This is a genomic window from Roseovarius gahaiensis (genome assembly GCF_011601345.1).
Lineage (GTDB): Bacteria > Pseudomonadota > Alphaproteobacteria > Rhodobacterales > Rhodobacteraceae > Roseovarius > Roseovarius gahaiensis.
Genome location: NZ_JAAORB010000043.1, coordinates 1 through 24597 on the forward strand (window position 1 = coordinate 1; position 24597 = coordinate 24597).

The following is a 24597-nucleotide window of genomic DNA, read 5'->3' on the forward strand; positions in this document are numbered from 1 at the left end:
GCTTGCGCGCTTCTCGGACGCCAGACGGTGCCGCGCGCTACTTGACCACCTCGCGTGGCGTCCGAGAAACCTACAGCGAAGCTCCTGTTCGCACCTTCGCGAAACACCGGATGGACACCAGAGGCGATCCGGCAACCTTACGTCGGGCGCAGCGCATTGGGCATCCGGTCTGTGTGCTTATGGTGAACCGCGCCAGCAAGCTGTTGGCGTGCAAAACGGGGCTTTTGCTTGACACATTAGCGGCCACTCAGCCGCCGCAAATCCCTTGCAGGCGCAGCCAATCGCTGTCGCTTAGAAGGGCGGCGGGGGGTTGGCTGGCGAACGGGTCTGCCTCGATCAAGGCCAATGTGGTCTCGCCGGAAATATCCAGCGCATAGGCATATGGGCTAGAGCGAAGGCCAGTTTCTTCGAACGCTTTCAGCAAGGCATCGTTGGGCAATGGCGCAGGTTTCGACGTTAGCAAATACTGGGCATAGCTGTGCAAACTGTCCTCATCCAGTGCTCCGGTGGTCAAAAGGCGGAAGGTTGCCCACAACCCGGCATGTCGCAGCAAATCCTCCAACGGGTCGGTTTGCGCGGCGCGCAAGCGTTCGGCCACGATGAATCCGGCGACCACATCGGGTTCCTCGTGATCTTCGACAAGGCTTTTGCCGATCAGGATGGTGCCGCCGGGCAGATGCGTTGTGCTGGCCACCCCGTCGCGCACAACCGCCAACGAGAATGCCGCACCGCCATTGCTGAGGCGACGCGCCAGCCTGTTCAGCGCTGCGCGCCCGCCGGGCTCACGACAGGCAGGGCCTGTGACGCGCTCCATGTGGCGGCGCAGCGCCGTGCCGATTTCGGTGCGTTTGACGTCCGGCACGACGCCCAAAGCGTGATCACGTGCGGCACCGGGCAGCCAGAACACCGCCAGCGCCACGACCACCAGACACGAGACACCCAGCATCACCAGCCGCAATCTGCCGGGATGCGGCCTGCGCCGTTCGACGGCGGCCCGCAGCTTTTCGATGGCTTCGATCATGGCCTTTTCGTCACCGGCCAGTTCCAGTGTTTCGCCGGGGTCGCCGTCGGGATGGTATAGCGCCGGGGTTTGCCCTGAATTGGCCCGCTGAATGGCGGCCAGTGACCAATGCGCAAGCGGGCGCTCGCGCCGGTCTGTGATCACCAGCGTGGCATCACCGATAGAGACGATAACATCGGTGCGTTGATCTTCGGGGGAGGCGCGCCACAGGCCCGATGCCTCAAGCCTTTGGTATTCGCTCAATGCTGTCATTGTTGATGTGGGCCTGCTCTGCCTCTTTCAAGGGACGATAGCACGGCTGCACAGACCCCGTCCATCCACCAGCCTACATCTCGCGTGCCAGTCGGCGCAGTTCGAATTTCTGGATCTTGCCGGTCGCTGTTTTGGGCAGTTCTTGAAACACCACGCGCTTGGGTGATTTGAACCCCGCCAGACGCTCTCGCGCAAAGGCGATCAGATCGCCCTCGACGGTTTCGGCACCGTCTTTCACCTCGATAAAGGCGCAGGGCACCTCGCCCCATGTCTCATGCGGCATGGCCACCACCGCGCATAGCAGCACCGACGGGTGCATCATCAACACACCTTCTACCTCGACCGAGCTGATATTCTCACCGCCCGAGATTATGATATCCTTGGCCCGATCCGCGATTTGCAGATAGCCATCGGGATGCTGCACGGCGATATCACCGGAATGAAAATACCCGCCCTGAAACGCCTTTTCGGTGGCTTTGGGGTTTTTATAGTAACCTTTCATCACCGCATTGCCGCGGATCATAATTTCGCCCTGCGCAATGCCGTCCATCGGGATTTGCGCCAACGTTTCAGGGTCCATCGCGGTGATGTCGTCCATCATCGGCATCAGAACGCCGGTGCGCGCTTTGATGGCGTAGCGTGTTTCGTCGTCCTGCCCGGTCCAATGCGGTTGCCACAGGCATTCGGTGACATGGCCGTAGGTTTCGGTCAGGCCATAAACCTGCGTGACCTTGAAACCCAAAGGTTCAATCGCGCGCAAGGTGGCCGCAGGCGGCGGCGCTCCGGCGGTGAACACATCCACAACATGATCAAAGCTGCGCCGTTCGCTGTCCTTGGCGTTCACGATGGTGTTCAAAACAATCGGCGCGGCCCCGAAATGAGTGACGCCTTCATCGGCGATGGCATCGTAAATCGCCGCCGCCGTGATGTCGCGGCAACAGACCAGTGTGCCGCCCAGCATCGGCATCATCCATGTGTGGTTCCAGTTGTTGCAATGGAACATCGGCACGATGGTCAGATACTTGGCATGGCGCGGCATCGGCCAACTGACGGCGGTGCCCATGGTCATCAGATACGCCCCCCGGTGGTGATAGACCACGCCCTTGGGTCGCCCCGTGGTGCCCGAGGTGTAATTCAGCGCAAGGCTTTCCCATTCGTCCTGTGGCATGATCCAGTCAAACTCGGGATCGCCCGAGGCCAGCAATTCCTCGTATTCCATGTAATGGCCATGGCTATGTACGCCTGCCGCGTCATCGGCCACCTCGATCACGATGGGCGCGGGGCCTTCCATTTCCTCGAAGGCTTCGGCGGCAACCGGCAGGAATTGCGGGTCGACCAGCAGCACCTTGGCGCCGCCGTGATCCAGAATATAGGCAATCGTTCCGGCCTCCAGCCGGGTGTTGATCGTATTCAGAACCGCGCCGCAGGCGGGCACGCCGAAATGTGCCTCGGCATGGGCGGGCAGGTTGGGCAGCAAGGTGGCCACCACATCGCCTGTTTCAACCCCAAGTCGCGCCAGCCCCGAGGCCAGCCGCGTGCAGCGGTCGTGATACTGCGCATAGCTGTGGCGCGTGCCGTGATACACGACAGCGTCGTGATCAGGAAAAAGCCGCGCCGCGCGCCGCAAATGCGACAATGGTGTTAAAGGCACAAAATTGGCCGTATTGCGCCCCAGCCCGGTCTCGTCCGCCATCCAGCCCATGATGCTCCTCCCTGATTCATCTGTGCAGTGGTTCGTCGAGAATATTGAGAATTCCCTCTCGATCAATTTAAATGTCAGACAATTCGATCATAGCCTGTCCCTTGCCGCGCCCGGTAGCTGCATTTAGCGTGGCGCGCATGATCATTTCTTCTGGGCGCAACTATATTTTCGTGCATATTCCCAAAACCGGCGGCACCTCGATGGCGCTGGCGCTTGAGGGGCGGGCGATGAAGGATGACATCCTGATCGGAGACACGCCCAAAGCCCGCAAACGCCGCCGCCGTTTGAAAGGGGCGCAATCTGCCGGGCGGCTGTGGAAGCATTCAACCCTTGCCGATATTCAGGGTCTGGTGCCGCCGGAACAAATCGCGCGTGCCTTTGTCTTTACTATGGTGCGCAACCCATGGGATCGAATGGTCAGCTATTACCATTGGCTGCGCGCGCAGAAGTTTGACCATCCGGCGGTTCACCTTGCCCAAGCGGAGGATTTCAGCGGCTTTCTGAATGCCTCGCACACGCAGCAGACGATCCGCGCGGCCCCCTATGACAGCTACATGCGCGCGCCGGATGGCGCGGACCACTGCGATGCCTATATCCGGCTAGAACATCTTGAACAGGATACCGCGCCGCTTTGGGAGCATCTGGGCTTTCGGCTGAGTTTGGCTGTTTCCAACCGCTCGCCACGGGTGCGCGACTATCGGTCATACTATAGCGCCGGTGACGCGTCGCTGGTGCAAAGCCTGTGTCAGACGGATATTCAGCGCTTTGGATACAGCTTTGACGGGCAAACTTAACGTGTAAAAACAACCAATCCCGAATAAGGCTATTCATTGGTGCAACCTTGTCAACAATGCCGTAATCAAGCCGTTTTTTGGACCAAGGAGCGGCAAGAGAATCAACTTTAAGTGGTTCCATAAGGACACAGGGCCGGCTGCCACCGGCTTGATAAGGGGATGGAACACATGTTTGGTTGGATGTCTGCACACCAGTCCAAGGGGACCAAACGCATGACCGATATCACCGGTGCCTATGACGGCGGTGCAACAGGGGTCATGTCGGGGTTGATCGAAGGCACCCGTGTCGCCACGGCGATGGGCTGGCGCCCGGTCGAGGCTATCGCGGTGGGCGATAAGGTTCTGACCTTCGATGCGGGCCTTCAGGCCGTGACCCGGATTGAACGCCGCGCGCTTTGGAGTGGCGAAACGGGCTGTCCCACCCGCTTTTGGCCGCTTGAAGTGCCCGCCGGGGCGCTTGGCAATCGCGAGGTGATGCATCTGCTGCCCAACCAGGGCGTGCTGTTGGAAAGTGACGCTGCCGAAATGGTCTATGGTGATCCGTTCACCTTGCTGCCTGCGCAAGCATTGGATGGTGTGAACGGTATCCACCGTGTGCCGCCGCGCCACGGGGTCGACGTCGTGATCCTGCATTTCGAGAGTGAGCAGGTCGTCTTTGCCAATAGCGGTGCGTTGTTTTTCGCGCCCTCGTCGCGGGATTTGCTGGATCGGGCCTTCGACGCGGATACTGCCTCGCTTTATACGGTCCTGCCGATGGACGAGGCCGTGATTCTTGCCGAAGCGATCGAGCTTGAGGGGCAGGGGGCCAAGACGCCATCCCATGTGCCGAACCCGGAGGCGATCTGCGCGGCCGCCTGACGCCCCTCAGTTTCATCGTGTAAACGAAAACGCGCGCCCCGAAGCGGGACGCGCGTCTTGTGTTTTTTAGGGCTGTCCCTCAGGCGGCTTTGGCGTCTGATCCAAACCGGGCGTAAAAGCCTTGGTTTTTATCGGCCATCTCGCGCAGCAAGGCCAGGCAGGCAAAGCGTGCACCGTGCGCGGCTTCCAACTCGTCACAGCGTTCGGCGGCATAGGGTGTGCCGATGATGTCCAGCCAACTGAACGGCCCCCCCGACCAAGGCGCAAAGCCCCAGCCAAGGATCGCGCCCACATCGCCCTCGCGGATATCTTCCAGAACCCCTTCTTCCAGGGCGCGCACGGCCTCTAGCACCTGCGCGAACATCAGGCGATGCTGCACGCGGATCAGATCGGGCTGGTCGTCGGCGAGCGGGAATTCCTGCGCCAGACCCTCCCAATACCCAAGGCGCTTGCCCTTGTCGTCATAGTCGAAGAACCCGGCATTGGCCTTGCGGCCCAGACGGCCCTCGCCTTCCATCCAGAAGATCACCTCGTCGACCGCCTCGTCGGGGTAGTCATCGCCCATCGCCGCCTTGGTGGCGCGGGCAATCTTGGCCCCCAGATCAATCGAGGTTTCATCGACCAGTTGCAGCGGCCCCACCGGGAAGCCCAATTGCCGCGCTGCATTGTCGATCAGCGCAGGCGCGACACCTTCGGCGACCATGCGGATGCCTTCGTTGATGTAGGGAATGATGCAGCGGTTGGCATAGAAGAACCGCGCATCGTTCACTGCAATCGGCGTCTTGCGGATTTGCCGGACATAATCCAGCGCCTTGGCCACGGCGCGCGGGCCGGTTTGCTGGCCCTTGATGATCTCGACCAGCATCATCTTTTCCACCGGGCTGAAGAAGTGGATGCCGATGAACTGCTCGGGGCTGTCGCTGGCCTTGGCCAGTTCCGTGATCGGCAGGGTGGAGGTGTTGGTCGCAAAAATGCAATCCTCCCCGACAACCTCCAGCACCTTTTTCGTGACCTCGGCCTTGATCTTGGGGTCTTCGAATACGGCTTCGATCACCAGATCACAGCCTTTCAGCGGCGCATAATCGGTGGTGGCGGTGATGCGGTCCAGCACCTGCGCTTTCTTCTCCTCGGTGGCTTTGCCACGTTTGATACCCTTGTCCATGTAATCGGCGGTGTAGGCTTTGCCTTTGTCGGCGGCCTCTTGTTTCTGGTCGATCAGAACAACCTCCATGCCCGCCTGCGCCGAGACAAGCGTGATCCCCGCGCCCATCATGCCCGCGCCCATGACGCCAACCTTCTTGACCTGTTGATCAGGCACATCCGGGCGGTTCGCGCCTTTTTCCAACGCTTCTTTGTTGATGAACAGCGACCGGATCATCGCGCTGGAACTGGGGTTCATCAAGACATTGGTGAACCACCGCGCCTCGATCTTCAGCGCGGTGTCAAACGGCACCAAGGCGCCTTCGTAAACCGCGCTCAGCAGCGCCTTGGCGGCAGGGAACGCGCCTTGCGTTTTGCCGTTAACCATGGCGCTGGCGCCCACGAACGTCATGAACCCGGCCGGATGATAGGGCGCGCCACCGGGCATTTTATAGCCCTTTTCATCCCACGGCTTGACGATCTTGGGGTCGGACAAAACCCATTCCTTGGCCGTGTCCAGTAACTCATCGGCGGGCACGACCTCATCAACCACACCGGCGGTCTTGGCCTTCTTGGGGTCGTTCAGCTTGCCCTCCAGCAGCAGCGGCGAGGCCGCCATCGCCCCCAATTTGCGCACCAGCCGTGTCGTGCCGCCCGCACCGGGGAAAATCCCCACCATGATCTCGGGTAGGCCGATCTTTGCCTTTGGGTTGTCGGCGGCGAAAATACGGTGGCAGGCCAGCGGGATTTCCAGCCCGATGCCAAGCGCCGTGCCGGGCAGGGCGGCGGCAATGGGTTTGCCGCCCTTGTTCTTGTCGTCCATGCCGCCGCGTTCGATCTTGCGCAGGATAGCATGCATGCCCATGACGCCTTCGAACAGGCCCTTGGCCGGTTCATCCCCGGCGTCATCGCGCATCTTGGCGATCACGTTCAGGTCCATCCCGCCCGCGAACGAGCCATCCTTGCCGCTGGTGATCACCACGCCCTTGACCGCGTTGTCGGCCAGCGCATCATCGATCAAACCCTCAAGGTCCAGAAAACCCTGCTGGCTCATCACGTTCATCGACTTGCCAACCGTGTCCCAAGTGATCACGGCAACGCCATCGGCGCCTTTTTCCATCGTGAAATCAGTCATTTCAATCTCTCCTGTCACTTGGTCGCTTAGACGCGTTCGATGATCGTGGCCGCACCCATGCCGGACGCGATGCACAAGGTGGCCAATCCGACCTCTTTGTCGCTGCGCTCCAATTCGTCCAGCAATGTGCCGATGATGATGGCGCCGGTGGCCCCCAGCGGATGGCCCATGGCGATTGAGCCGCCATTGACGTTGACCAAGGCAGGATCGACATCGAACGCCTGCTGGAACCGCAAAACGACACTGGCAAAGGCTTCGTTCACCTCGAACAGGTCGATATCGCCGATTTTCATCCCACTGTCGGCCAGCGCCTTTTCGGTGGCGGGCACCGGGCCGGTCAGCATGATCGTCGGATCGGTGCCGATCTTTGTGGTCTGACGAATGCGCGCGCGTGGTGTCAGGCCCCATTTCTCGCCAAAGGCTTTAGAGCCGACCAGCACCGCTGCTGCGCCGTCCACGATCCCCGAGCTGTTGCCCGCATGGTGGATGTGGTTGACGCGTTCCAGATGCGGGTATTTCAACTTGGCCACCGCATCAAAGCCCGGCATCACCTCGCCCATCTGCTGAAAGCTGGCGTTCAGCGCGCCAAGCGCCTGCATGTCGGTGCCCGGACGCATGTATTCGTCATGATCCAGAATGCTCAGCCCGTTTTGGTCTTTTACCTCGATGATCGAGCGCGCGAACCGGCCTGCATCCCACGCTGCCTTGGCGCGGGTTTGGCTTTCCACGGCCAGCGCATCGGCCTGATCGCGGGTAAAGCCAAATTCGGTGGCGATGATATCGGCGCTGATACCCTGAGGGACGAAATACGTCTCCATGGCAACGCTTGGGTCAACGGCAATCGCCGCGCCATCGCTGCCCATGGCCACGCGGCCCATCATCTCGACGCCGCCTGCGATATAGCCGTCACCGGCCCCGCCCATCACCTGATTGGCGGCCAGATTCACGGCCTCCATGCCGCTGGCGCAGAACCGGTTGATCGCAAGGCCGGGAATGGACTCGTCCAAATCCGAGGCCAAAACCGCCGTGCGAGCCAAACAGCCGCCTTGCTCCATCACCTGCGTGACATTGCCCCAGATCACATCCTCGACGGCATGGCCATCAAGCCCGTTGCGCTCTTTCATCGCGTTCAGAACCTGCGCGCTGAGGCGCACACTGGTTACCTCGTGCAGGGCGCCATCCTTGCGGCCCTTGCCGCGCGGCGTGCGCACAGCGTCATAAATATAGGCGTCGGTCATCGTCGTCTCCTCTGTCAGGCCCGGTCGGCTGGCGAGCCGGGCATCAGGTCATAGGGGTGTTTCCATCCGGGCAAGCCCTCGATATTCGAAAGCCAGCGGTCGATTTCGGGCCAGTCCGCACGCACGAAGCCGAACGGTTCGGGGTAGAACAGGTAGCCACAGCAACTCAGGTCGGCATTGGTCAGGCCTTCGCCCACGATCCAGTCGCGGCCTGCAAGATGCGCGTTCAGCGTGGCATAGGCCGCTTTCAGCCGCCCCTGCATGAAGGGGATCACACCCTCGGGGCGCTTGGCCTCGGGCAGGAAGTTCATCAAAAAGCGAGTCATGCCAGCTTGGCTGCTCAGTTTGTGATTGTCCCAAAACATCCAGCGCATGACCTCGCGGGCCTCCTGAGGGGTGCCGCCGCTGAACTTACCGGTCTTTTCCGCGACATACGTCTGCATGACACCCGATTGCGTCAAGGTCACGTCACCATCGACCAGCACCGGCACTTCGCCCATCGGGTTCAGGTCGCGAAAAGCCTCGCCCCGCGTCTCGCCGTTGAAAAAATCCACGTAAACCGGCGACCACTCAAGACCCGATAATTCCAAGGCCAGCGCGGCCTTGTAGGCGTTGCCCGACTGGCCGAAGCAGTAAAGCTGAATGGTCATGGTCTGGTCTCCTTGGCAAATGTTGCAGTGGGGGTTTTGCACCCCCACACCCCCGCAGAGTATTTTTCGAACAATGAAGCTGAGGCCTCTTTACCCACTTTTAACCGTTCATGCGCAACACTCATGGGGCGCCACAGGCTGGAGAGCCGATGGGCGTGAACGATGAAGCCCTGCCTCGCGCCGGATGCCGATTGGCCACTGTGCGGGGCAGGGTGAAATATGCCCCCTTCATTGTTCTGAAAATACTCCACGGGGGTCCGGGGGTGTGAAACCCCCGGCTCGGCGGTTGATTGTGTCGCTGCCGCAACCCGCATCAGAACGCCCTCGCGATCAGGTCTTTCATGATCTCGTTGGTGCCGCCGTAGATGCGTTGAACGCGGGCATCCACCCACATTTCGGCGATATCGTATTCGGCCATATAGCCATAGCCGCCATGCAGTTGCAGGCAGTCGTCCAGAACCTCGCCTTGCGTGTCGGTCAGCCAGTATTTCGCCATGGCGGCCTTTTCGACGCTCAACTCACCGCGCAGGTGTTCGGAAATACATTCGTCCAAGAAGGCGCGGGCCACGGTGGTTTTGGTCTGGCATTCGGCCAGTTTGAAACGGGTATTCTGAAACTGTGTCAGCGGGCCGCCGAAGGCCTGCCGTTCCTTGGCATAGGCAATGGTGCGGGCAACGCCGCCTTCCATGGCCCCTTGTGCGCCGCAGGCGATGATCAGGCGTTCTTGGGGCAGCTGCTCCATCATCTGGTAGAAACCTTTGCCCTCTTCGCCGCCAAGGATGTTTTCTGGTGGGATTTCAACATCGTCAAAGAACAATTCCGAGGTGTCGGCGGCATGGCAGCCCAGTTTCTCAAGGTTACGCCCGCGTGAAAAACCTTTGGCTTCCTTGGTTTCAACCACCACCAGTGACACGCCCTTGGCACCTTGGCTTGGATCGGTCTTGGCGGCGACGACGATCAGTTCGGCGTGCTGACCGTTGGTGATAAAGGTTTTCTGGCCCGAAAGGCGATAGGCGTTGCCCTCGCGGATTGCGCGGGTCTTGATGCCTTGCACATCCGATCCGGCGGCGGGTTCGGTCATGGCCAAGGCCCCCACCATCTGACCCGAGACCATCTTGGGCAGCCAGCGTTTCTTTTGCTCTTCGTTGCCATAGGCCAACAGGTAATGCGCCACGATGCCGGAATGGATCGGGTTGCCCCAACTGGCCAGATTGGCGCGTGACTGCTCGATGCAGATCACCGCCTCGTGTCCAAAATCACCGCCAGCCCCGCCGTATGCTTCGGGGATCGACGGGCAGAGCAGGCCCAGGTCGCCGGCTTGTTGCCAGACATCACGATCCATCTCGCCCTGTTTGCGCCAGCGGTCAAAATGTGGCGCCCATTCGCGGGTGATGAAATCGCTGGTCATCTCGGCCAGCATGCGGTGTTCGTCTGTCATCCATGTGGACATGGCTGGCCCTCCCCTGGCCCTCCTTTGGCTCAGCGCTTGCGCGCCTCCAATTCGGAATTGAAGATGCGCAGACGGTGCGCGAACGTATCCTCGTCGATCACGCTGTCGAAGTTTTCAAAGAGGAAGGACAGCGCCTCGCCCTCGTCGAGGCCCGCCTCTTGCGCAAAGCGGCGTAGACGGCGGTAGCCATCCTCGGTCATTGCCGCGTTGAAGCGGCGTGTCAGGCGAAACCGTTTTGGCATGTCTGTCCTCCCTCTTGTCTGTGGTGGGTTAGCCCCCTGCGCTGGCAAATTGCTCCGGGTCCAGCGCCATGGCAGTATCGCCGCCCGTCTCGATCCGCGCCAGATGGGTCGCGGTCATTGGTAGGTGCCGCGCCATGTAATGGCGGCCGGTCGCGATCTTGGTCTCGTGGAAGGCCGTGTCGCTGGCGCCGCCGGCCAGCGCGCCTTGGGCGGCTTTGGCCATCTTGGCCCACATCAGCCCAAGGCAGACATGGCCGAACAGGTGCATGAAGTCATACGAGCCTGACAGCGCGTTGTTGGGGTTTTTCATGCCGTTTTGCATGAAATACATGCCCGCGGCTTGCAAATCCTTGCTGGCGGATTTCAGCGGTTCAAGGAACTGCGCGTCGAATGCGTCGTCCTGCCCTGCGTTGTCCTTGATGTAGCCTTTGATCATGTCGAAAAACGCCATGATCGCCTTGCCGCCGTTCTGCGCCAGCTTGCGGCCCACCAGATCAAGCGATTGGATGCCGTTGGTGCCTTCGTAGATCATGGTGATCCGGGCATCGCGCACGAACTGCTCTAGCCCCCATTCGCGGGTAAAGCCCGAGCCACCCAGCGTTTGCTGGGCCAGCACCGTGGTTTCAAACCCCTTGTCGGTCAAGAAGCCCTTGATGACCGGGGTCAGCAGCGAGACCATCTGCTCGGCCTCGTCATCTCCCTTCCGGTGGCTGGCGTCGATCATTGATGCCCCCCAAAAGGTGAAGGCGCGGGCGCCTTCGACAAAGGCCTTTTGGTCCATCAGGTTGCGGCGCACATCAGGGTGCACGATGATCGGATCGGCGGGTTTGTCGGGGGCTTGCACGCCGGTCACATCGCGGCCCTGCAAGCGATCCAGTGCAAAGCCCAACGCGTTTTGATAGGCAACCTCGCCCTGCGCATAGCCTTGCAGGCCGACGCCAAGCCGGGCTTCGTTCATCATGGTGAACATGGCGCGCATGCCTTTGTGCGGCTCGCCCACCAGAAACCCGGTGGCCCCGTCGTAGTTCATCACGCAGGTTGCGTTGCCGTGGATGCCCATTTTCTCTTCCAAGCCGCCGCAGGACAGCGCATTGCGTTCACCTAGGCTGCCATCGTCACCCACCATGAACTTGGGCACGATGAACAGGGAAATGCCTTTCACGCCTTCGGGCGCATCGGGCAGTTTGGCCAGCACAAGGTGAATGATGTTCTCGCACATGTCGTGTTCACCGGCAGAAATCCAGATTTTCTGGCCGCTGATCTTGTGGGTGCCATCGTCCTGCGGCTCGGCTTTGCTGCGGATCAGGCCCAGATCGGTGCCGCAATGCGGCTCGGTCAGGTTCATTGTGCCGCCCCATTCGCAGGTCACCATCTTGGGTAGGTATTTTTGCTTTTGCGCGTCCGAGCCATGCGCATGGATGGCGTTATAGGCGCCATGCGTCAAACCCTGATACATGTTGAACGCCATATTCGCAGCCGAGAACATCTCGCCCACAGCCGTCGAAATCAGATAGGGCAGGCCCTGACCGCCATAATCGGGATCGCAATCCAGCGCGGTCCAGCCGCCGTCGCGCACCTTGTCGAACGCGTCCTTGAAGCCATCAGGCGTGCGCACCACGCCGTTTTCCAATGTGCACCCTTGCCTGTCACCAACCGTGTTCAGCGGTGCCAGAACCTCGGTGGCCAGCTTGCCGGCTTCATCCAGAACGGCGGCGGTAAAGTCACGGTCCAATTCGTCATAACCCGGAATGTCCGAACCCGAGACGTTCAGCACGTCGTGCAGCACGAATTGCATGTCCTTGGTGGGCGGGGTGTAGGTTGGCATGGCTCTCTCCCTTGGTGGTCGGTGCCGTTATTCGGCGGCGTCTTTGGACTGACGGATCGAGGCGATCATGCGCTCGCCCCATTTCATCTGGTCCTGAAGGTCGGTGATGGCGGTGGTCAACTCTTCGCGCTGGCGTTCCAGATCGACCAAGCGGTCCTGTGCGATGTCATAGGCGCTTGTCAGCTGTGTCAGTTGCTGGTCGCCCTTGTCGTAAAGCTCCAGCAACTGGCGAATTTCCTCTAGGCGGAAGCCAAACCGCTTGCCGCGCAGGATCAGCTTCAGGCGTGCGCGGTCGCGTTTGGTGAACAGGCGTTTTTGCCCCTCGCGCTGCGGGAATAGCAATTCCTTCGATTCATAAAACCGCAAGGTGCGCGGCGTGACATCGAAGGCATCACACATTTGCCGGATCGTCATCATTTTTTCACTTGTCATTGAATAGGTCCAAAACGGTTTCGATTGCGGCGTAACTGGGCGGTACAAGGGTTTGATACAACAGGTGATCACGTTGACGTAATAGATACGTCACGTCATTTTCAGGTTTACGTAAGATCCAGCAAGGTCACCCGCCAGACCGTGCAATTTTATATCGCTGGCGCGGCCCGGTCGGCTCAGGGCAAGCTGGCCACGGTGTCATCGCGCAGCGCCTGAAGCTCTTGCATCGTGTCCTCTAGCTGCGCCTTTTGGTCGGCCAATTCGCTTAATTGCCGGTCGGCCAGTTCGATCCATGCGCGCATCTGCGCCTCAGTGCCTTCATGTTCGTAAATCAGCAGCCATTGCCGGATTTCTTCCAGCGCAAAGCCAAACTTTCGGCCGCGCAAGATCAGGGTCATCCGGGCAATTTCCTTGGGGCCGTAAAACCGTGACCGCCCCTCGCGCTCGGGGCTGATCAATTCGATATACTCGTAATATCGCAAGGTGCGCGGCGTCACATCGAAGGTGGCGCACATTTCCTTGAAAGGCAGGCGGGTTTCAGACATCGGCAAACGCTCCTTGGTGGCAACGTAGACCCACGTGTAAACAAGGGCAACCGCCACCCTTGCAGCCGCACGCCATTCAGGCCCATAAAGGGTGGAACGAAAGATTTTCCAATCGGGTTTCCGCATGAGCGTTGATAAAACCAAGATCGCAGAACAGTTCATCGGCGCGATTCCGCATTCGCAGGCCTTGGGCATGGAACTGACAGAGATTGGTGAGGGCACCGCCGAGATATCCATGCCCTATGACAGGCGCTTTATCGGTGACCCGGAAACCGGCGTGATCCATGGCGGCGCAGTCTCGGCCCTGATGGATACCTGCTGCGGTGCGGCGGCGATGAGTCACCCCAAGAACCCCGGCACCACGGCCACCATCGACCTGCGCATCGATTACATGCGCCCGGCGACGCCCGGTCAAACCATTCGCACCCGTGCCGAATGCTACCATATTACTCGCTCGGTCGCCTTTGTGCGCGCCCGCGCCATGGATGATGACGACTCCCGCCCAGTGGCCACCGCCACCGGCACATTCACAGTTGAGGCGAAATGATGACGCGCCCCCGTCCAGAGCCCGTGCAAGTCGTCAAACAACGCCGCGATGCCGCGCTGAATGCGCTGATCCAAGGCGTGCCTTACATTCAGTTTCTGGGCATTGAATTTGACCGCCGCGGCGATGAGTTGACTGCGGTGATGCCGTTTCAGGATCGGTTGATCGGTAACCCGTTGCTGCCCGCGCTGCATGGTGGGGCGACGGCGGCGTTTCTGGAAGTGACGGCCATCATCGGCCTAAGCTGGGCGATGCTGTGGGACCGCATCGAAAGCGGCGCGCTGGATCCGGATGAATTGGCCAAGGGCAACCTGCCGCGCCTGCCCAAGACCATCGACTTTACCGTTGATTACCTGCGCTCGGGCTTGCCGCGCGATGCCTATGCCCGCGCGCATGTGGCGCGCTCGGGGCGGCGCTATGCCTCGGTCAAGGTCGAGGCGTGGCAAGACAATCGTGCGCGCCCCTTCGCGCAGGCCTCGGGCCATTTCCTGATGCCACGCGCCAACGATGGCTGAGGCCGAGACCGGCGCGCAAGAGATTACGCACAAGCGCGTCCTGAACATCGCCCTGCCGATTGTGCTGGCCAACATCACCGTGCCCATTCTGGGCGCGGTCGATACCGGCGTGGTGGGGCAATTGGGGCAGGCCGCGCCCATCGGGGCCGTTGGCATCGGCGCGGTCATCCTGTCGGCAGTCTACTGGGTGTTTGGCTTTCTGCGCATGGGCACCACCGGGCTGACCAGTCAGGCCCATGGCGCTGGACGGCAGGGCGAGGTCGCCGCGCTGCTGACCCGTGCGCTGATGATCGCGCTGGTTGGTGGCCTATTGGTGATCGCACTGCAAATGCCGCTATTTGCCGGGGCCTTTATGTTGGCCCCGGCCAGCGAACAGGTCGAATCCCTTGCCCAAGACTACATGTCGATCCGGGTGTTCAGCGCCCCGGCCATCATCGCGCTGTATGGCGTCACCGGCTGGCTGATCGCGCTTGAACGCACGCGCGCCGTGCTGCTTGTGCAACTGGTGATGAACACGGTAAATATCGTGCTGGATCTGTGGTTCGTACTGGGGCTTGGCTGGGGCGTTGAGGGCGTGGCGCTGGCCACCTTCATCGCGGAATGGGGCGGGCTGGCGCTTGGGCTTTGGCTGTGCCGCGATGCCTTCAAGGTGCCCGCTTGGCGCGATTGGGCGCGCGTGTTCGACCCGCCCGCGCTGAAACGCATGGCGCAGGTCAATGGCGATATTCTGCTGCGCTCGTTGATGCTGCAAGGAATCTTCGTGTCGTTCCTGTTTCTGGGGGCCGATTTCGGGGATGTGACATTGGCGGCCAATCAGGTGCTACTTCAATTCCTGCAAATCACCGCCTATGCGCTTGATGGCTTTGCCTTCGCCGCCGAGGTCTTGGTGGGTTATGCGATGGGCCGTCATGCGCCGGGCCAATTGCGCCGCGCCGCTGTGGTCAGCAGCCAATGGGGCCTGATCAGCGTTGTGTTCCTTGCCACGGGTTTTGCCACGCTTGGGCCGTGGATCATCGACACCATGGCCAAGGTTGAGGCGGTGCAAAACGCCGCGCGCACCTATTTGCCGTGGATGGTGGCCGCGCCTGTGCTTGGGCTGGGCTCCTATATGCTGGATGGGATCTTCATCGGCGCGACCCGTACCCGCGATATGCGCAACATGATGGCGCTCAGCCTTGCCACCTATGCGGGGGCGGTGGCTGTTCTGGTGCCGGGAATGGGCAACCACGGGCTTTGGGCCGCGCTGTTGATCAGCTTTGTCGCCCGTGCCGCCACGCTGGCCTTTCGCTACCCCGCATTGGAACGCGCGGCACATCCGCCTTCTTCTGTTTGAAAATATCCCGGGGAGCGCGAGGGGCAGCGCCCCTCGCACATACCATCATGCGCGGCGCAGCCGCACCGTTTGGAAAAGCTCAGTCTGTTGTGCGCAGGCGTGACTGCTGCACCATTCCGATCACCAGCAGCGGGATGCCCACCGTGATGGCCGTCACCACGATCAGCAACACGCCCAGTTCCGAGTAATCCGCCGGCACCGTCACTGCACCGGTGTCGGGGTCGGTGACTTCGCGCGTCACGGTGAATACTTGATTGAGGTATTTGGTCGTCAGGCTGGAGGCCGACAGCGCCAGATTGGTGAACGAGGCCATGACCGCAAAGAATGTCGCCTTGAGGTTGTCAGGCGCATTGCGGGCAATCCACGCCAGCATCGCCACGATCCAAACGATTGGGCGGCTGGCCATCATCGGGCGCAGCACCACCATGCCCACCAGTGTCAGCACCGAGGTGATCAGCGACAGGATTGACAGGAATTGTTGGTCAAATCCCAAAACGTCGATGTTGAACCATGTGATCCCGTCGCCGGGCCGGGGCACGGCGCGGAACATGAAGATGATCGTCGCCGTGCCGATCAGCGCCCGCGCCTTTGCGGGTGTCAGCACCTTGATCAGCTGGCGCATCAGCAGCAGCACGATCAGCATCGACCCGACAAAGACGATCTCTTGTGCATAGGGCACTTGCCCCAAGCCCACCGCCAGTGTCAGCGCCACAAAGGCCCCGCCGCCGATGAAATACCAAGGGTTCGGCTTGGTATGCTCGTCGGGACGCTCGAACAGGGTGTCCGCCTCGGCGGCGGTTAACCCTTTGCGCATCATGTTGTGGCGGGCGCGGTATTTCTGAACCCCGGCCAGCATCACACCGCTGACCGACACCAGCGGAATGGACAGGGCTAGCAGATAGATCGTGGCATAGATGTCGGCCTTGGCGGCGGCATCCATCGCCTCGATGCCGCGAAACATCCAGATGTTCATCGCCGCCACCGCCACGGTGCCGGAAATCAGCGCGAAGCGGCCCAAGGTCTGCATGGTGACATGCAGGCCGCGTGATTGCTCTTCGTCGATCGGATCGCCTGCCGCGTCCACCCGTGGCACTGCCTCGACCGACATCGCATCGGCGACCGCGTCTTGGATGACCAATCCACAGGGGCTGAGTAGGAACGACGTGATATACCACGCATTGATCGGCATGATCGCATTCATCATCTCGGTCTGGGTGATGACCAGATACATGATGATCATGCTCAGCCCGATCAGCCCCGCGCCCAGATAGACCAGCAGCCATTTCCAGCGCCAGATGATGTCCACCAAATGCCCAAGCGGCATTTTCAGCGCCCATGGCAGCCCGGCCCAAAATGCCAGACCGGCCAGATAGGCGGCGGACAAGTCAAGGTATTCCTTGACGAAAAACGTGCCGACAATCCCGGTCAGCCCAGAAAACCCGGCGGCGAAATAGACCATCAGAGGCGGCAGGAAGGTCCATCGCATCTGCCGCGCCAGATCAAACACCACAGCGTCGATCCACGCCCAAGGGCCGCGTTTCTGCCGGGTGCTTGCCGTGTCGCCTGCCATTGTCGTGCCGGTTCCTGTTGTTTTGGCGTTACGCCCCAATTTAGGCCAGCATGGCCGCCGCGCAAAGCCCTTACAAGATGTCCAGAACCCGCTCGGGCGGGCGGCCGATCATGGCGCGCGCATTGGCAAACACAATCGGGCGTTCGATCAGCTTAGGATGGGCGGCCATCGCCGCGATCAGCGTCGCGTCATCGTCGGTTTTCGACAGGCCAAGCTCTTTGAACAGGGCCTCGCCGGGACGCATCATGTCGATGGCGCGCAGCCCCAGCGTGTCGCGCGTCAGGCGTAGCTCGTCCACGCTTGGCGCGTCATCCAGATATCGGCGTATCGTTATGTCGTCGCCGCGCGCCTCCAGCAGCGCAAGCGCCTGCCGTGACTTGCTGCATCGCGGATTGTGCCAGATGGTAATCATAGCCAGTCATCCCGTCCCGTGCCAACCGCGTCGGCCACATTTGCAAACCCGTCGCGCGCCAGCAGATCATCAAGCCCCTGCGCAATGCGTGCCACCAGCGATATCCCGTCATAGACCAGCGCGGAGTAAAGCTGCACCGCGCTCGCGCCGGCGCGGATCTTGGCATAGGCTTGTTCGGCATTGGCCACGCCGCCGACGCCGATCAGCGGCATGTCCCCCGCCGTCAACTGCGACAACCGCGCCAGCACCCGCGTCGATTTTTCAAACAGCGGCGCGCCCGACAGCCCGCCCTTTTCCTGCGCATGCGGCCCGTGCAGCCCGTCGCGGTCCAGCGTGGTGTTGGTGGCGATGATGCCTGACAGGCCCGATGCCCGCGCCACATCGGCAATTTCCGACAGCTCTGCATCACTCAGATCCGGTGCGATTTTCAGGAAAACGGGGATCGGATCGGGCAGCCAGTCGCGCGCCTCCATCACGCCGCGCAGCAATTGCGCCAGCGCCTCGGCGCCTTGCAGGTCGCGCAGTTTTTCGGTGTTGGGGCTTGACACATTGACCGTCGCGAAATCCAGATGCCGCCCACAATGCGCCAGTACGCGCGCGAAATCCTCGGCCCGGTCGGCACTGTCCTTGTTGGCCCCAAGGTTCAGGCCGATCACCGCATCCTTGGGGCGGTCAGCCAGCCGTGCGGCCACGACCTCCATCCCGTCGTTGTTAAAGCCGAAGCGATTGATCACCGCACGGTCCTTGGCCAGCCGAAACAGGCGTGGGCGCGGGTTGCCGGGCTGCGGGCGCGGTGTGACCGCGCCTACTTCGACAAAGCCAAAGCCTGCACGGCTGAGCGGCGCAAGCGCCTGTGCGTTCTTGTCAAACCCTGCGGCCAGACCCACCGGATTGGGCAGGCTCAGCCCCGCCACCGTGCTGCGCAACCTGTCGGATGTCACAAGGCCGGGCAGGGGCGTCAGCCCGCTGCGCAACGCCATCAGCGCGGCCTTGTGTGCGGTTTCGGGCTCCAGCCGGTGCAGGGCGGCCAGCCCCAGCTTTTCAAGCCTGCTCATGACAGGCCCGCCGGGAACTGATGCGCGCCATCGACCAGCGGCAGCGGTTGCGCCCAATGCACATCCTCCAGCCGCAAGGCGCGGTAGAGGTGCGGAAACAAAGCACCGCCGCGCGAAGGCTCCCATTTCAGGGCATCGCCCAGCCTGTCGGTGTCGACCGTCACCAGCATCAGCGCGTCTTGCCCCGCAAAATGCTTGGCTGCGGTGTCCGGCGCCTGTTCGGCGGTCGAGAAATGGATATAGCCATCGGCCAGATCGACAGGCGCGCCGTGGCTGGTGCCTGCCTTGCGCAATTCTTGCCATTCGTCGGTGCGGAAAATCTTGTAAATCAGCATGGCGCGGTGATGCCCTGCTGCTGTGGATCGGTCAAGCGGCAATGCGAACAATCCCGCTTTGCGGCTTTGCATCCCGCCTCAAACGCGGCATTGTGAAGGTCAACACGCCCCCAAGCCCGAGCCGCCGATGACGACCGTCAAGGACCAATACGAAGCCTACCCATACCCCGAACGCGATCCCGCCGACGAGGCCAAGCGCCTGATCACCGGCTCGCCGTCGCATCCGCTGGAAATTGACCATTATCTGTTTGGCGGGCAGCGCGACTGGTCACAGCCGCTGCGGGTGCTGGTGGCGGGCGGCGGCACGGGCGACGGGTTGATTCAACTGGCCACGTTGATGAAACAGGCAGGCCGCCCGGCACAGATCACATATGTCGACCTGTCGACGGCCTCGCGCAAAGTGGCCGAGGCACGGGCGCAGGCGCGCGGGCTGACGGGTATCAGCTTTGTCACCGGCAGCTTGCTGGATGCGCCCGATCTGGGCCAGTTCGACTATATCGACTGTTGCGGCGTGCTGCACCACCTGCCCGACCCGGCGGCAGGGTTCGCGGCCTTGCGCGCGGCCTTGGCCCCCGGCGGCGGGTTGGGGTTCATGGTTTATGCGCCCTATGGCCGCGCGGGGGTGTATCCGTTGCAGGCCGCGTTTGGCGCGCTTTACGCAGGGATGCCCCCCGCCGAGAGGCTGGAGCAGGCGCGTAGGCTGATCGGGGAGTTGCCCAAGGGCCACCCGTTCCGCAGCAACCCCAACCTTGGCGATCACAAGGACAGTGACGCAGGGTTTTACGACTTGCTTTTGCACAGTCAGGATCGCGCGTTTACGGTCTTGGACCTGCATGAGGTGATGCAGGCCACAGGCTGGGCGCTGTCGGGGTTCACCATGCCCGCGCTATACGACCTATCGCGCCTGACTGATCGGCCGGATCACCTGACCGACATACAGGCGATGGCCGTGGCCGAGCAATTGAACGGCACGATCAAAGCCCATGTCGGCTATGCCGTGGCCGGTGATGAGGCACGCGCGCCCGCCACGGGTGGCAACCGCGCGCTGATCCCGCACCTAAAAGGGGTGGACCCGCGTGCGCTGGCGCAGGCCGTGGCGCGGGGGCAGCACCCAAAGATGGCCTTTGGCACCACCACTGCGCGCCTTGCCCTGCCCAAACACGCCGCCCCCCTGATCGCGGCGATCAATGGCCGCCGCAGCCTGAGCCAAATTGCGCAGCACACTGGCACCGATCCCATTGGCATGGGCGCGCTTTGGGCGAAAATCGAACAGGCGACGGCGCCTTGGGGCCTGTTGCTGTATTCAGCGTTGCTCAAGGGGTAGGGCCGATGTGCGGGCGGTTCGCGGTCACTTTGCCCAATGATGCTATGGCGCAGCTGTTTGCTGCGGCCCCGGCCAATGATTTGCCGCAGACGCCCAACTACAACGTCTGCCCCACCAATCCGGTGCATGTGGTCAGCGCACCGAACGGTCAGCGCCGCCTGAGCGCGATGCGATGGGGCTTCATCCCGCATTGGTATAAAACGCCCACCGATGGACCGCTTTTGATCAACGCCCGCGCCGAAACCATCGCGCGCAAACCCGCCTTTGCGGCAGCTTGCCGTGAACGGCGCTGCCTGATCCCGGCCAGCGGCTTTTATGAATGGACAAAGGATGACAGCGGCAATCGCCTGCCGTGGTTCATCCGGCACGCGGATGAAACGCCTCTGGCTTTTGCCGGGATCTGGCAAGACTGGGGGCAGGGCGCGGACCGTGTGACGAGCTGCGCCATCGTCACCTGTGCCGCCAATCCGGCCATGGCGCGCATTCATCACCGGATGCCGGTGATCGTGGCGCAAGATGACTGGCCCTTGTGGCTGGGTGAAGCGGGGCACGGGGCCGCTACGCTGATGCAAGCTGCCCCCGACGATGCGCTGACCTTCTGGCGTGTCGATCCAAAGGTAAACTCGAACCGCGCCAGCGGGCCGGATCTGATCGAACCGTTTGAGGATTAACCAGACTTTCACGGTTGGCATTCCCGCCTGGTCGCGTCAGTGTGCCGACACGTCTGATCAGCCAGAGGCCTGCCCATGCAAACCCGCCCCATTCGTGTTGCCCTCAACGGGTTTGGCCGTATCGGCCGGACCTTGCTGCGCATCCTGTTGCGCGATGCCCCGGATATCGAACTTGTCCTGATCAACGAGATCGAGCCGCTGTCGACCTGTGCTTACCTGTTCCAATACGACAGCGTGTTTGGCCCATGGCCCGGCACCGTGGCCACCGATGAGGCGGCCCTGATCGTCGATGGCCGGGCGATCCCCTTCCATGCGGCACCCGACCTGCGCGCGCTGGACCTTTCGGGCGTCGATGTGGTGTTGGAATGCACTGGCATGGGCGGCGCGCGCGCCATGGCCGAACGCGGGCTTGAGGCCGGGGCCGCCGCCGTGCTGGTCTCGGGTCCGTCCGCCGAGGCGGATGTCACGCTGGTTTTGGGCGCGAACGAGGATGATTTCGGCGACGCGCGGATTATCTCTAACGCGTCTTGCACCACCAATGCGTTGGCCCCTTTGGTGCGCCTGTTGGACGACGCGTTTGGCGTCGTCAGCGGCCAGATGACCACGGTGCATTGCTACACCGGCAGCCAGCCCACGGTGGACAAACCCCGCAGCGCGCCCGAGCGCAGCCGCGCCGCTGCCCTGTCGATGGTGCCGACCACGACCAGCGCGCAAGATCAGACAGGCCTTGTTCTGCCCCACATGAAAGGCCGGATCGAGGCTCGCGCGATCCGTGTGCCCACCGCCAGCGTGTCGTGCATCGACCTGACCGTGCAGACCCACCAGAGCGTCAGCGAAGATGCGGTCAACGCCGTGCTGCGCGCGGCCGCCGACCGTTCGCCCGTGTTTGGCTGGACCGAACAGCCGCTGGTCAGTTCCGATTTGCGCGGGCGGCCCGAGTCGGTGATCCTTGTCGGCCCGGAAACCTCGGTGTCGGCTGGCGGTCTGCTTCGGGTGTTTGGCTGGTATGACAATGAATGGGGCTTTTCCTGCCGTATGCTGGACATGACCCGCCGTATCGGCACGCGGACGGGGTAAGGGGCCGATTTCTTTAAAAGAAATCGGACCGGAAACTTTTCAAGTTTCCGCGCTCTCCACGTCTGACAAGACAGCAAGCCGGCTCATCGCCGTATCTCGAAGGTTTCAAACCCATCTGGGGTGGCGTCGGTGCTGTCCACCCGATCCACCCGCGCCGCAGGTGGCCCGTCATGCAGCGCGGTCAGCATCTCCTGCACCACTGCACGCGGCCCTTCGATGCATGCGCGCACCGCGCCGTCGGGCTCGTTCTGGACCCAGCCGACCAGCCCGCGCGCCTGTGCCTGGGCGTGCGTCCATGCCCGAAAAGACACCCCCTGCACCCGCCCGGTGATCCGGGCCTGAATGGCAATTGCTTCGCTCATGTCGGACCTCCTTTGGCCGTTCGTGCTAAAACGGGGTGCAAACCGCGTTCGGTCAAATGCACAAAGGGTTGCGGCCCCTTCACGCAGCCCATTGACCCCCACGCAATTACACCGCATATCCCCCTACCATGACACCGCTCTCGCATATCCGCAATTTCTCGATCGTGGCGCATATCGACCACGGCAAATCCACACTCGCCGATCGTCTGATCCAGATGACCGACACCGTGGCCGAACGCGACATGAAGGAACAGCTTCTGGACGCGATGGATATCGAACGCGAACGTGGTATCACCATCAAAGCCAACACTGTCCGCATCGACTATACCGCTCAGAACGGTGAACAATATGTGTTGAACCTGATCGACACACCCGGCCACGTCGATTTCGCGTATGAGGTCTCGCGCTCGATGCGCGCGGTCGAAGGCTCGCTTTTGGTGGTCGACAGCACCCAAGGGGTCGAGGCGCAAACGCTGGCCAATGTCTATCAGGCGATTGAGGCCAATCATGAGCTGATTCCGGTGCTCAACAAGATCGATCTGCCCGCCAGTGACCTTGATCGAGCCGCCGAACAGATCGAGGATGTGATCGGCATCGACGCCTCCGGCGCGATCCCGGTCTCGGCCAAGACGGGCGAAGGCATTGTCGAAACCCTTGAGGCGATTGTTCATCACCTGCCCGCGCCCAAGGGTGATCGTGACGCGCCGCTCAAGGCGATGCTGGTGGACAGTAAGTATGACCCCTACCTTGGCGTTGTCGTGCTGGTCCGGATCATGGACGGGGTGATGAAAAAGGGCGACAAGATCCGGATGATTCAAACCGGGGCCACCTATGGAGTTGACCGCATCGGCGTGTTCCGCCCTGAAATGACCGTGGTCGATGAGCTGGGCCCGGGCGAGATCGGCTTTATCACCGCCTCTATCAAACAGGTGCGCGATACCCGCGTGGGCGACACGATTACCCACGAGAAAAAGCAGTGCGAAACCCCGCTTCCGGGCTTCGCACCCTCGGTGCCGGTGGTGTTTTGCGGGTTGTTCCCGGTCGATTCCTCGGAATTTGAAAGCCTGCGCGACGCGATCGAGAAACTGGCCCTCAACGACGCCTCATTTTCCTACGAAATGGAAAATTCTGCCGCGCTTGGGTTTGGCTTCCGCTGCGGGTTCCTTGGGCTTTTGCACCTTGAAGTTATCCGTGACCGGATCGAACGCGAATACGATATCGAACTGATCACCACCGCGCCCTCGGTCGTCTATCATATCTACATGAAAGACGGCACGATGGAGGAGTTGCACAACCCCGCCGACATGCCCGACCTGACCTATGTGGATCACGTCGAAGAACCGCGTATCAAGGCCACCATCCTTGTGCCCGACGAATTCCTTGGCGACGTTCTGAAGCTCTGCCAAGACCGTCGCGGCATCCAGATGGACCTGACCTACGCCGGTGCCCGCGCCATGGTGGTCTATGACCTGCCGCTCAACGAGGTGGTGTTCGATTTCTACGACCGCCTGAAATCGGTGACCAAGGGTTATGCGTCGTTCGATTACGAGATCACGGGCTATCGGCCCGACAACCTTGTGAAAATGCAGGTGCTGGTGAATGACGAACCGGTCGATGCGCTGTCGATGATGGTGCACCGCGACCGGGCCGAAATGCGTGGCCGTGCCATGTGCGAAAAGCTCAAGGATCTAATCCCGCGCCACATGTTCAAAATCCCGATCCAAGCGGCCATCGGAGGCAAGGTCATCGCCCGCGAAACGCTGTCCGCCATGCGCAAGGACGTCACTGCCAAATGCTATGGCGGCGACGTGAGCCGTAAGAAGAAACTGCTGGACAAGCAGAAGGCGGGCAAAAAGAAGATGCGCCAGTTCGGCAAGGTGGAAATCCCGCAGCAAGCGTTCATCTCGGCGCTGAAGATGGATGAGTGATCGGCTTTCGGTGTAAGAGGTCGAACTTGCTGCACTCCAGCTGCTGAGCATCACACAGCGTAGGGTGCGCATTCACTGCGCACCGCCTGCGACCACCTCAAATTCTATCCGAGTTATGACTGGATCTGGTGTTTGGGCGATTTGAAGGTTGGCGGCGTATCTGGTTGAATTGTTGTTGCGAGACAGC

The 24597-nt window shown here is 61.4% G+C and carries 24 protein-coding genes; 9 read left to right on the top strand and 15 right to left on the bottom strand.

Going from position 1 to position 24597, the window contains the following annotated elements; genetic code table 11:
- Positions 1-247: 247 nt before the first annotated feature.
- Together HAT86_RS14620 and HAT86_RS14625 are read right to left on the bottom strand one after the other, a co-directional pair.
- Positions 248-1273: a M48 family metalloprotease gene (locus HAT86_RS14620; RefSeq protein WP_167199440.1), complete on the bottom strand. Its 1026-nt coding sequence runs from the start codon at positions 1271-1273 to the stop codon at positions 248-250.
- A gap of 73 nt (positions 1274-1346) precedes the next feature.
- Positions 1347-2975 carry an AMP-binding protein gene (locus HAT86_RS14625; protein WP_167199443.1) on the bottom strand — a complete coding sequence of 543 codons (1629 nt, stop codon included), beginning with the start codon at positions 2973-2975 and terminating at the stop codon, positions 1347-1349.
- 137 nt (positions 2976-3112) lie between these two features.
- On the opposite strand from HAT86_RS14625, the gene HAT86_RS14630 reads away from it, so the two are divergent.
- A complete protein-coding gene (locus tag HAT86_RS14630) occupies positions 3113-3769 on the top strand; it encodes a sulfotransferase family 2 domain-containing protein (RefSeq protein ID WP_167199446.1) in 657 nt (218 codons plus the stop codon).
- Between the two features lie 213 nt (positions 3770-3982).
- The gene (locus tag HAT86_RS14635) at positions 3983-4627 is read left to right on the top strand and encodes a Hint domain-containing protein (RefSeq protein WP_167199449.1); all 645 of its coding nucleotides are present in this window, start codon (positions 3983-3985) and stop codon (positions 4625-4627) included.
- A gap of 79 nt (positions 4628-4706) precedes the next feature.
- On the opposite strand, the gene HAT86_RS14640 is transcribed toward HAT86_RS14635, so the two are convergent.
- From HAT86_RS14640 to HAT86_RS14675, 8 genes are all read right to left on the bottom strand, one after another.
- Positions 4707-6902: a 3-hydroxyacyl-CoA dehydrogenase NAD-binding domain-containing protein gene (locus tag HAT86_RS14640; RefSeq protein ID WP_167199452.1), complete on the bottom strand. Its 2196-nt coding sequence runs from the start codon at positions 6900-6902 to the stop codon at positions 4707-4709.
- A 26-nt stretch (positions 6903-6928) separates the two neighbouring features.
- Positions 6929-8140, bottom strand: coding sequence for an acetyl-CoA C-acetyltransferase (locus tag HAT86_RS14645; RefSeq protein WP_167199455.1), 1212 nt, complete (start codon positions 8138-8140; stop codon positions 6929-6931).
- 14 nt (positions 8141-8154) lie between these two features.
- Entirely contained in the window at positions 8155-8790 is a 636-nt protein-coding gene (locus HAT86_RS14650) for a glutathione S-transferase family protein (RefSeq protein ID WP_167199458.1), read from the bottom strand.
- A 313-nt stretch (positions 8791-9103) separates the two neighbouring features.
- The gene (locus tag HAT86_RS14655) at positions 9104-10240 is read right to left on the bottom strand and encodes an acyl-CoA dehydrogenase family protein (RefSeq protein WP_167199461.1); all 1137 of its coding nucleotides are present in this window, start codon (positions 10238-10240) and stop codon (positions 9104-9106) included.
- A gap of 29 nt (positions 10241-10269) precedes the next feature.
- Entirely contained in the window at positions 10270-10482 is a 213-nt protein-coding gene (locus HAT86_RS14660; RefSeq protein WP_167199463.1) for a hypothetical protein, read from the bottom strand.
- A gap of 28 nt (positions 10483-10510) precedes the next feature.
- Positions 10511-12307, bottom strand: coding sequence for an acyl-CoA dehydrogenase (locus HAT86_RS14665; protein ID WP_167199466.1), 1797 nt, complete (start codon positions 12305-12307; stop codon positions 10511-10513).
- Positions 12308-12334: 27 nt separating this feature from the next.
- Complete coding sequence (locus HAT86_RS14670; protein ID WP_196780623.1) at positions 12335-12739, bottom strand: MerR family transcriptional regulator; 405 nt, start codon at positions 12737-12739, stop codon at positions 12335-12337.
- A 176-nt stretch (positions 12740-12915) separates the two neighbouring features.
- On the bottom strand, positions 12916-13284 hold the full coding sequence (locus HAT86_RS14675; RefSeq protein ID WP_167199469.1) for a MerR family transcriptional regulator: 369 nt from the start codon (positions 13282-13284) through the stop codon (positions 12916-12918).
- A gap of 124 nt (positions 13285-13408) precedes the next feature.
- Here HAT86_RS14675 and HAT86_RS14680 point away from each other — a divergent pair, with 124 nt between their 5' ends.
- The 3 genes from HAT86_RS14680 to HAT86_RS14690 are packed head-to-tail and all read left to right on the top strand — an operon-like array spanning position 13409 to position 15676.
- Positions 13409-13831 (top strand): PaaI family thioesterase, encoded by a 423-nt coding sequence (locus tag HAT86_RS14680; protein ID WP_167199473.1) that lies wholly within the window; start codon positions 13409-13411, stop codon positions 13829-13831.
- Positions 13831-14343 (top strand): PaaI family thioesterase, encoded by a 513-nt coding sequence (locus HAT86_RS14685; protein ID WP_167199476.1) that lies wholly within the window; start codon positions 13831-13833, stop codon positions 14341-14343. Before HAT86_RS14680 ends, HAT86_RS14685 begins: the two co-directional genes overlap by 1 nt.
- Complete coding sequence (locus HAT86_RS14690; RefSeq protein WP_167199479.1) at positions 14336-15676, top strand: MATE family efflux transporter; 1341 nt, start codon at positions 14336-14338, stop codon at positions 15674-15676. Before HAT86_RS14685 ends, HAT86_RS14690 begins: the two co-directional genes overlap by 8 nt.
- Positions 15677-15755: 79 nt before the next feature.
- On the opposite strand, the gene HAT86_RS14695 is transcribed toward HAT86_RS14690, so the two are convergent.
- From HAT86_RS14695 to HAT86_RS14710, 4 genes are all read right to left on the bottom strand, one after another.
- The gene (locus HAT86_RS14695) at positions 15756-17246 is read right to left on the bottom strand and encodes a folate/biopterin family MFS transporter (protein ID WP_167199482.1); all 1491 of its coding nucleotides are present in this window, start codon (positions 17244-17246) and stop codon (positions 15756-15758) included.
- Positions 17247-17316: 70 nt separating this feature from the next.
- Positions 17317-17658 carry an arsenate reductase (glutaredoxin) gene (arsC, locus tag HAT86_RS14700; protein ID WP_167199485.1) on the bottom strand — a complete coding sequence of 114 codons (342 nt, stop codon included), beginning with the start codon at positions 17656-17658 and terminating at the stop codon, positions 17317-17319.
- Complete coding sequence (locus HAT86_RS14705) at positions 17655-18713, bottom strand: quinone-dependent dihydroorotate dehydrogenase (RefSeq protein ID WP_167199488.1); 1059 nt, start codon at positions 18711-18713, stop codon at positions 17655-17657. The genes arsC and HAT86_RS14705 overlap by 4 nt, the downstream gene beginning before the upstream one ends.
- Positions 18710-19048 (bottom strand): DUF952 domain-containing protein, encoded by a 339-nt coding sequence (locus tag HAT86_RS14710; protein WP_167199491.1) that lies wholly within the window; start codon positions 19046-19048, stop codon positions 18710-18712. Before HAT86_RS14710 ends, HAT86_RS14705 begins: the two co-directional genes overlap by 4 nt.
- A 127-nt stretch (positions 19049-19175) precedes the next feature.
- Here HAT86_RS14710 and HAT86_RS14715 point away from each other — a divergent pair, with 127 nt between their 5' ends.
- From HAT86_RS14715 to HAT86_RS14725, 3 genes are all read left to right on the top strand, one after another.
- Complete coding sequence (locus tag HAT86_RS14715) at positions 19176-20372, top strand: class I SAM-dependent methyltransferase (RefSeq protein ID WP_167199494.1); 1197 nt, start codon at positions 19176-19178, stop codon at positions 20370-20372.
- A gap of 5 nt (positions 20373-20377) precedes the next feature.
- On the top strand, positions 20378-21043 hold the full coding sequence (locus tag HAT86_RS14720) for an SOS response-associated peptidase (RefSeq protein ID WP_167199497.1): 666 nt from the start codon (positions 20378-20380) through the stop codon (positions 21041-21043).
- Between the two features lie 75 nt (positions 21044-21118).
- Positions 21119-22120: a type I glyceraldehyde-3-phosphate dehydrogenase gene (locus tag HAT86_RS14725; RefSeq protein WP_167199499.1), complete on the top strand. Its 1002-nt coding sequence runs from the start codon at positions 21119-21121 to the stop codon at positions 22118-22120.
- An 83-nt stretch (positions 22121-22203) separates the two neighbouring features.
- Here HAT86_RS14725 and HAT86_RS14730 read toward each other — a convergent pair whose 3' ends face one another.
- Entirely contained in the window at positions 22204-22482 is a 279-nt protein-coding gene (locus HAT86_RS14730; protein ID WP_167199502.1) for an acylphosphatase, read from the bottom strand.
- Between the two features lie 128 nt (positions 22483-22610).
- Here HAT86_RS14730 and lepA point away from each other — a divergent pair, with 128 nt between their 5' ends.
- On the top strand, positions 22611-24410 hold the full coding sequence (gene lepA, locus HAT86_RS14735) for a translation elongation factor 4 (protein ID WP_167199505.1): 1800 nt from the start codon (positions 22611-22613) through the stop codon (positions 24408-24410).
- Positions 24411-24597: the final 187 nt, after the last annotated feature.

Coding starts and splice junctions, on each gene's coding strand:
- HAT86_RS14620 (WP_167199440.1), bottom strand. CDS start 1,273: ATGACAGCATTGAGCGAATACCAAAGGCTTGAGGCATCGGGCCTGTGG.
- HAT86_RS14625 (WP_167199443.1), bottom strand. CDS start 2,975: ATGGGCTGGATGGCGGACGAGACCGGGCTGGGGCGCAATACGGCCAAT.
- HAT86_RS14630 (WP_167199446.1), top strand. CDS start 3,113: ATGATCATTTCTTCTGGGCGCAACTATATTTTCGTGCATATTCCCAAA.
- HAT86_RS14635 (WP_167199449.1), top strand. CDS start 3,983: ATGACCGATATCACCGGTGCCTATGACGGCGGTGCAACAGGGGTCATG.
- HAT86_RS14640 (WP_167199452.1), bottom strand. CDS start 6,902: ATGACTGATTTCACGATGGAAAAAGGCGCCGATGGCGTTGCCGTGATC.
- HAT86_RS14645 (WP_167199455.1), bottom strand. CDS start 8,140: ATGACCGACGCCTATATTTATGACGCTGTGCGCACGCCGCGCGGCAAG.
- HAT86_RS14650 (WP_167199458.1), bottom strand. CDS start 8,790: ATGACCATTCAGCTTTACTGCTTCGGCCAGTCGGGCAACGCCTACAAG.
- HAT86_RS14655 (WP_167199461.1), bottom strand. CDS start 10,240: ATGTCCACATGGATGACAGACGAACACCGCATGCTGGCCGAGATGACC.
- HAT86_RS14660 (WP_167199463.1), bottom strand. CDS start 10,482: ATGCCAAAACGGTTTCGCCTGACACGCCGCTTCAACGCGGCAATGACC.
- HAT86_RS14665 (WP_167199466.1), bottom strand. CDS start 12,307: ATGCCAACCTACACCCCGCCCACCAAGGACATGCAATTCGTGCTGCAC.
- HAT86_RS14670 (WP_196780623.1), bottom strand. CDS start 12,739: ATGACAAGTGAAAAAATGATGACGATCCGGCAAATGTGTGATGCCTTC.
- HAT86_RS14675 (WP_167199469.1), bottom strand. CDS start 13,284: ATGTCTGAAACCCGCCTGCCTTTCAAGGAAATGTGCGCCACCTTCGAT.
- HAT86_RS14680 (WP_167199473.1), top strand. CDS start 13,409: ATGAGCGTTGATAAAACCAAGATCGCAGAACAGTTCATCGGCGCGATT.
- HAT86_RS14685 (WP_167199476.1), top strand. CDS start 13,831: ATGACGCGCCCCCGTCCAGAGCCCGTGCAAGTCGTCAAACAACGCCGC.
- HAT86_RS14690 (WP_167199479.1), top strand. CDS start 14,336: ATGGCTGAGGCCGAGACCGGCGCGCAAGAGATTACGCACAAGCGCGTC.
- HAT86_RS14695 (WP_167199482.1), bottom strand. CDS start 17,246: ATGGCAGGCGACACGGCAAGCACCCGGCAGAAACGCGGCCCTTGGGCG.
- arsC (WP_167199485.1), bottom strand. CDS start 17,658: ATGATTACCATCTGGCACAATCCGCGATGCAGCAAGTCACGGCAGGCG.
- HAT86_RS14705 (WP_167199488.1), bottom strand. CDS start 18,713: ATGAGCAGGCTTGAAAAGCTGGGGCTGGCCGCCCTGCACCGGCTGGAG.
- HAT86_RS14710 (WP_167199491.1), bottom strand. CDS start 19,048: ATGCTGATTTACAAGATTTTCCGCACCGACGAATGGCAAGAATTGCGC.
- HAT86_RS14715 (WP_167199494.1), top strand. CDS start 19,176: ATGACGACCGTCAAGGACCAATACGAAGCCTACCCATACCCCGAACGC.
- HAT86_RS14720 (WP_167199497.1), top strand. CDS start 20,378: ATGTGCGGGCGGTTCGCGGTCACTTTGCCCAATGATGCTATGGCGCAG.
- HAT86_RS14725 (WP_167199499.1), top strand. CDS start 21,119: ATGCAAACCCGCCCCATTCGTGTTGCCCTCAACGGGTTTGGCCGTATC.
- HAT86_RS14730 (WP_167199502.1), bottom strand. CDS start 22,482: ATGAGCGAAGCAATTGCCATTCAGGCCCGGATCACCGGGCGGGTGCAG.
- lepA (WP_167199505.1), top strand. CDS start 22,611: ATGACACCGCTCTCGCATATCCGCAATTTCTCGATCGTGGCGCATATC.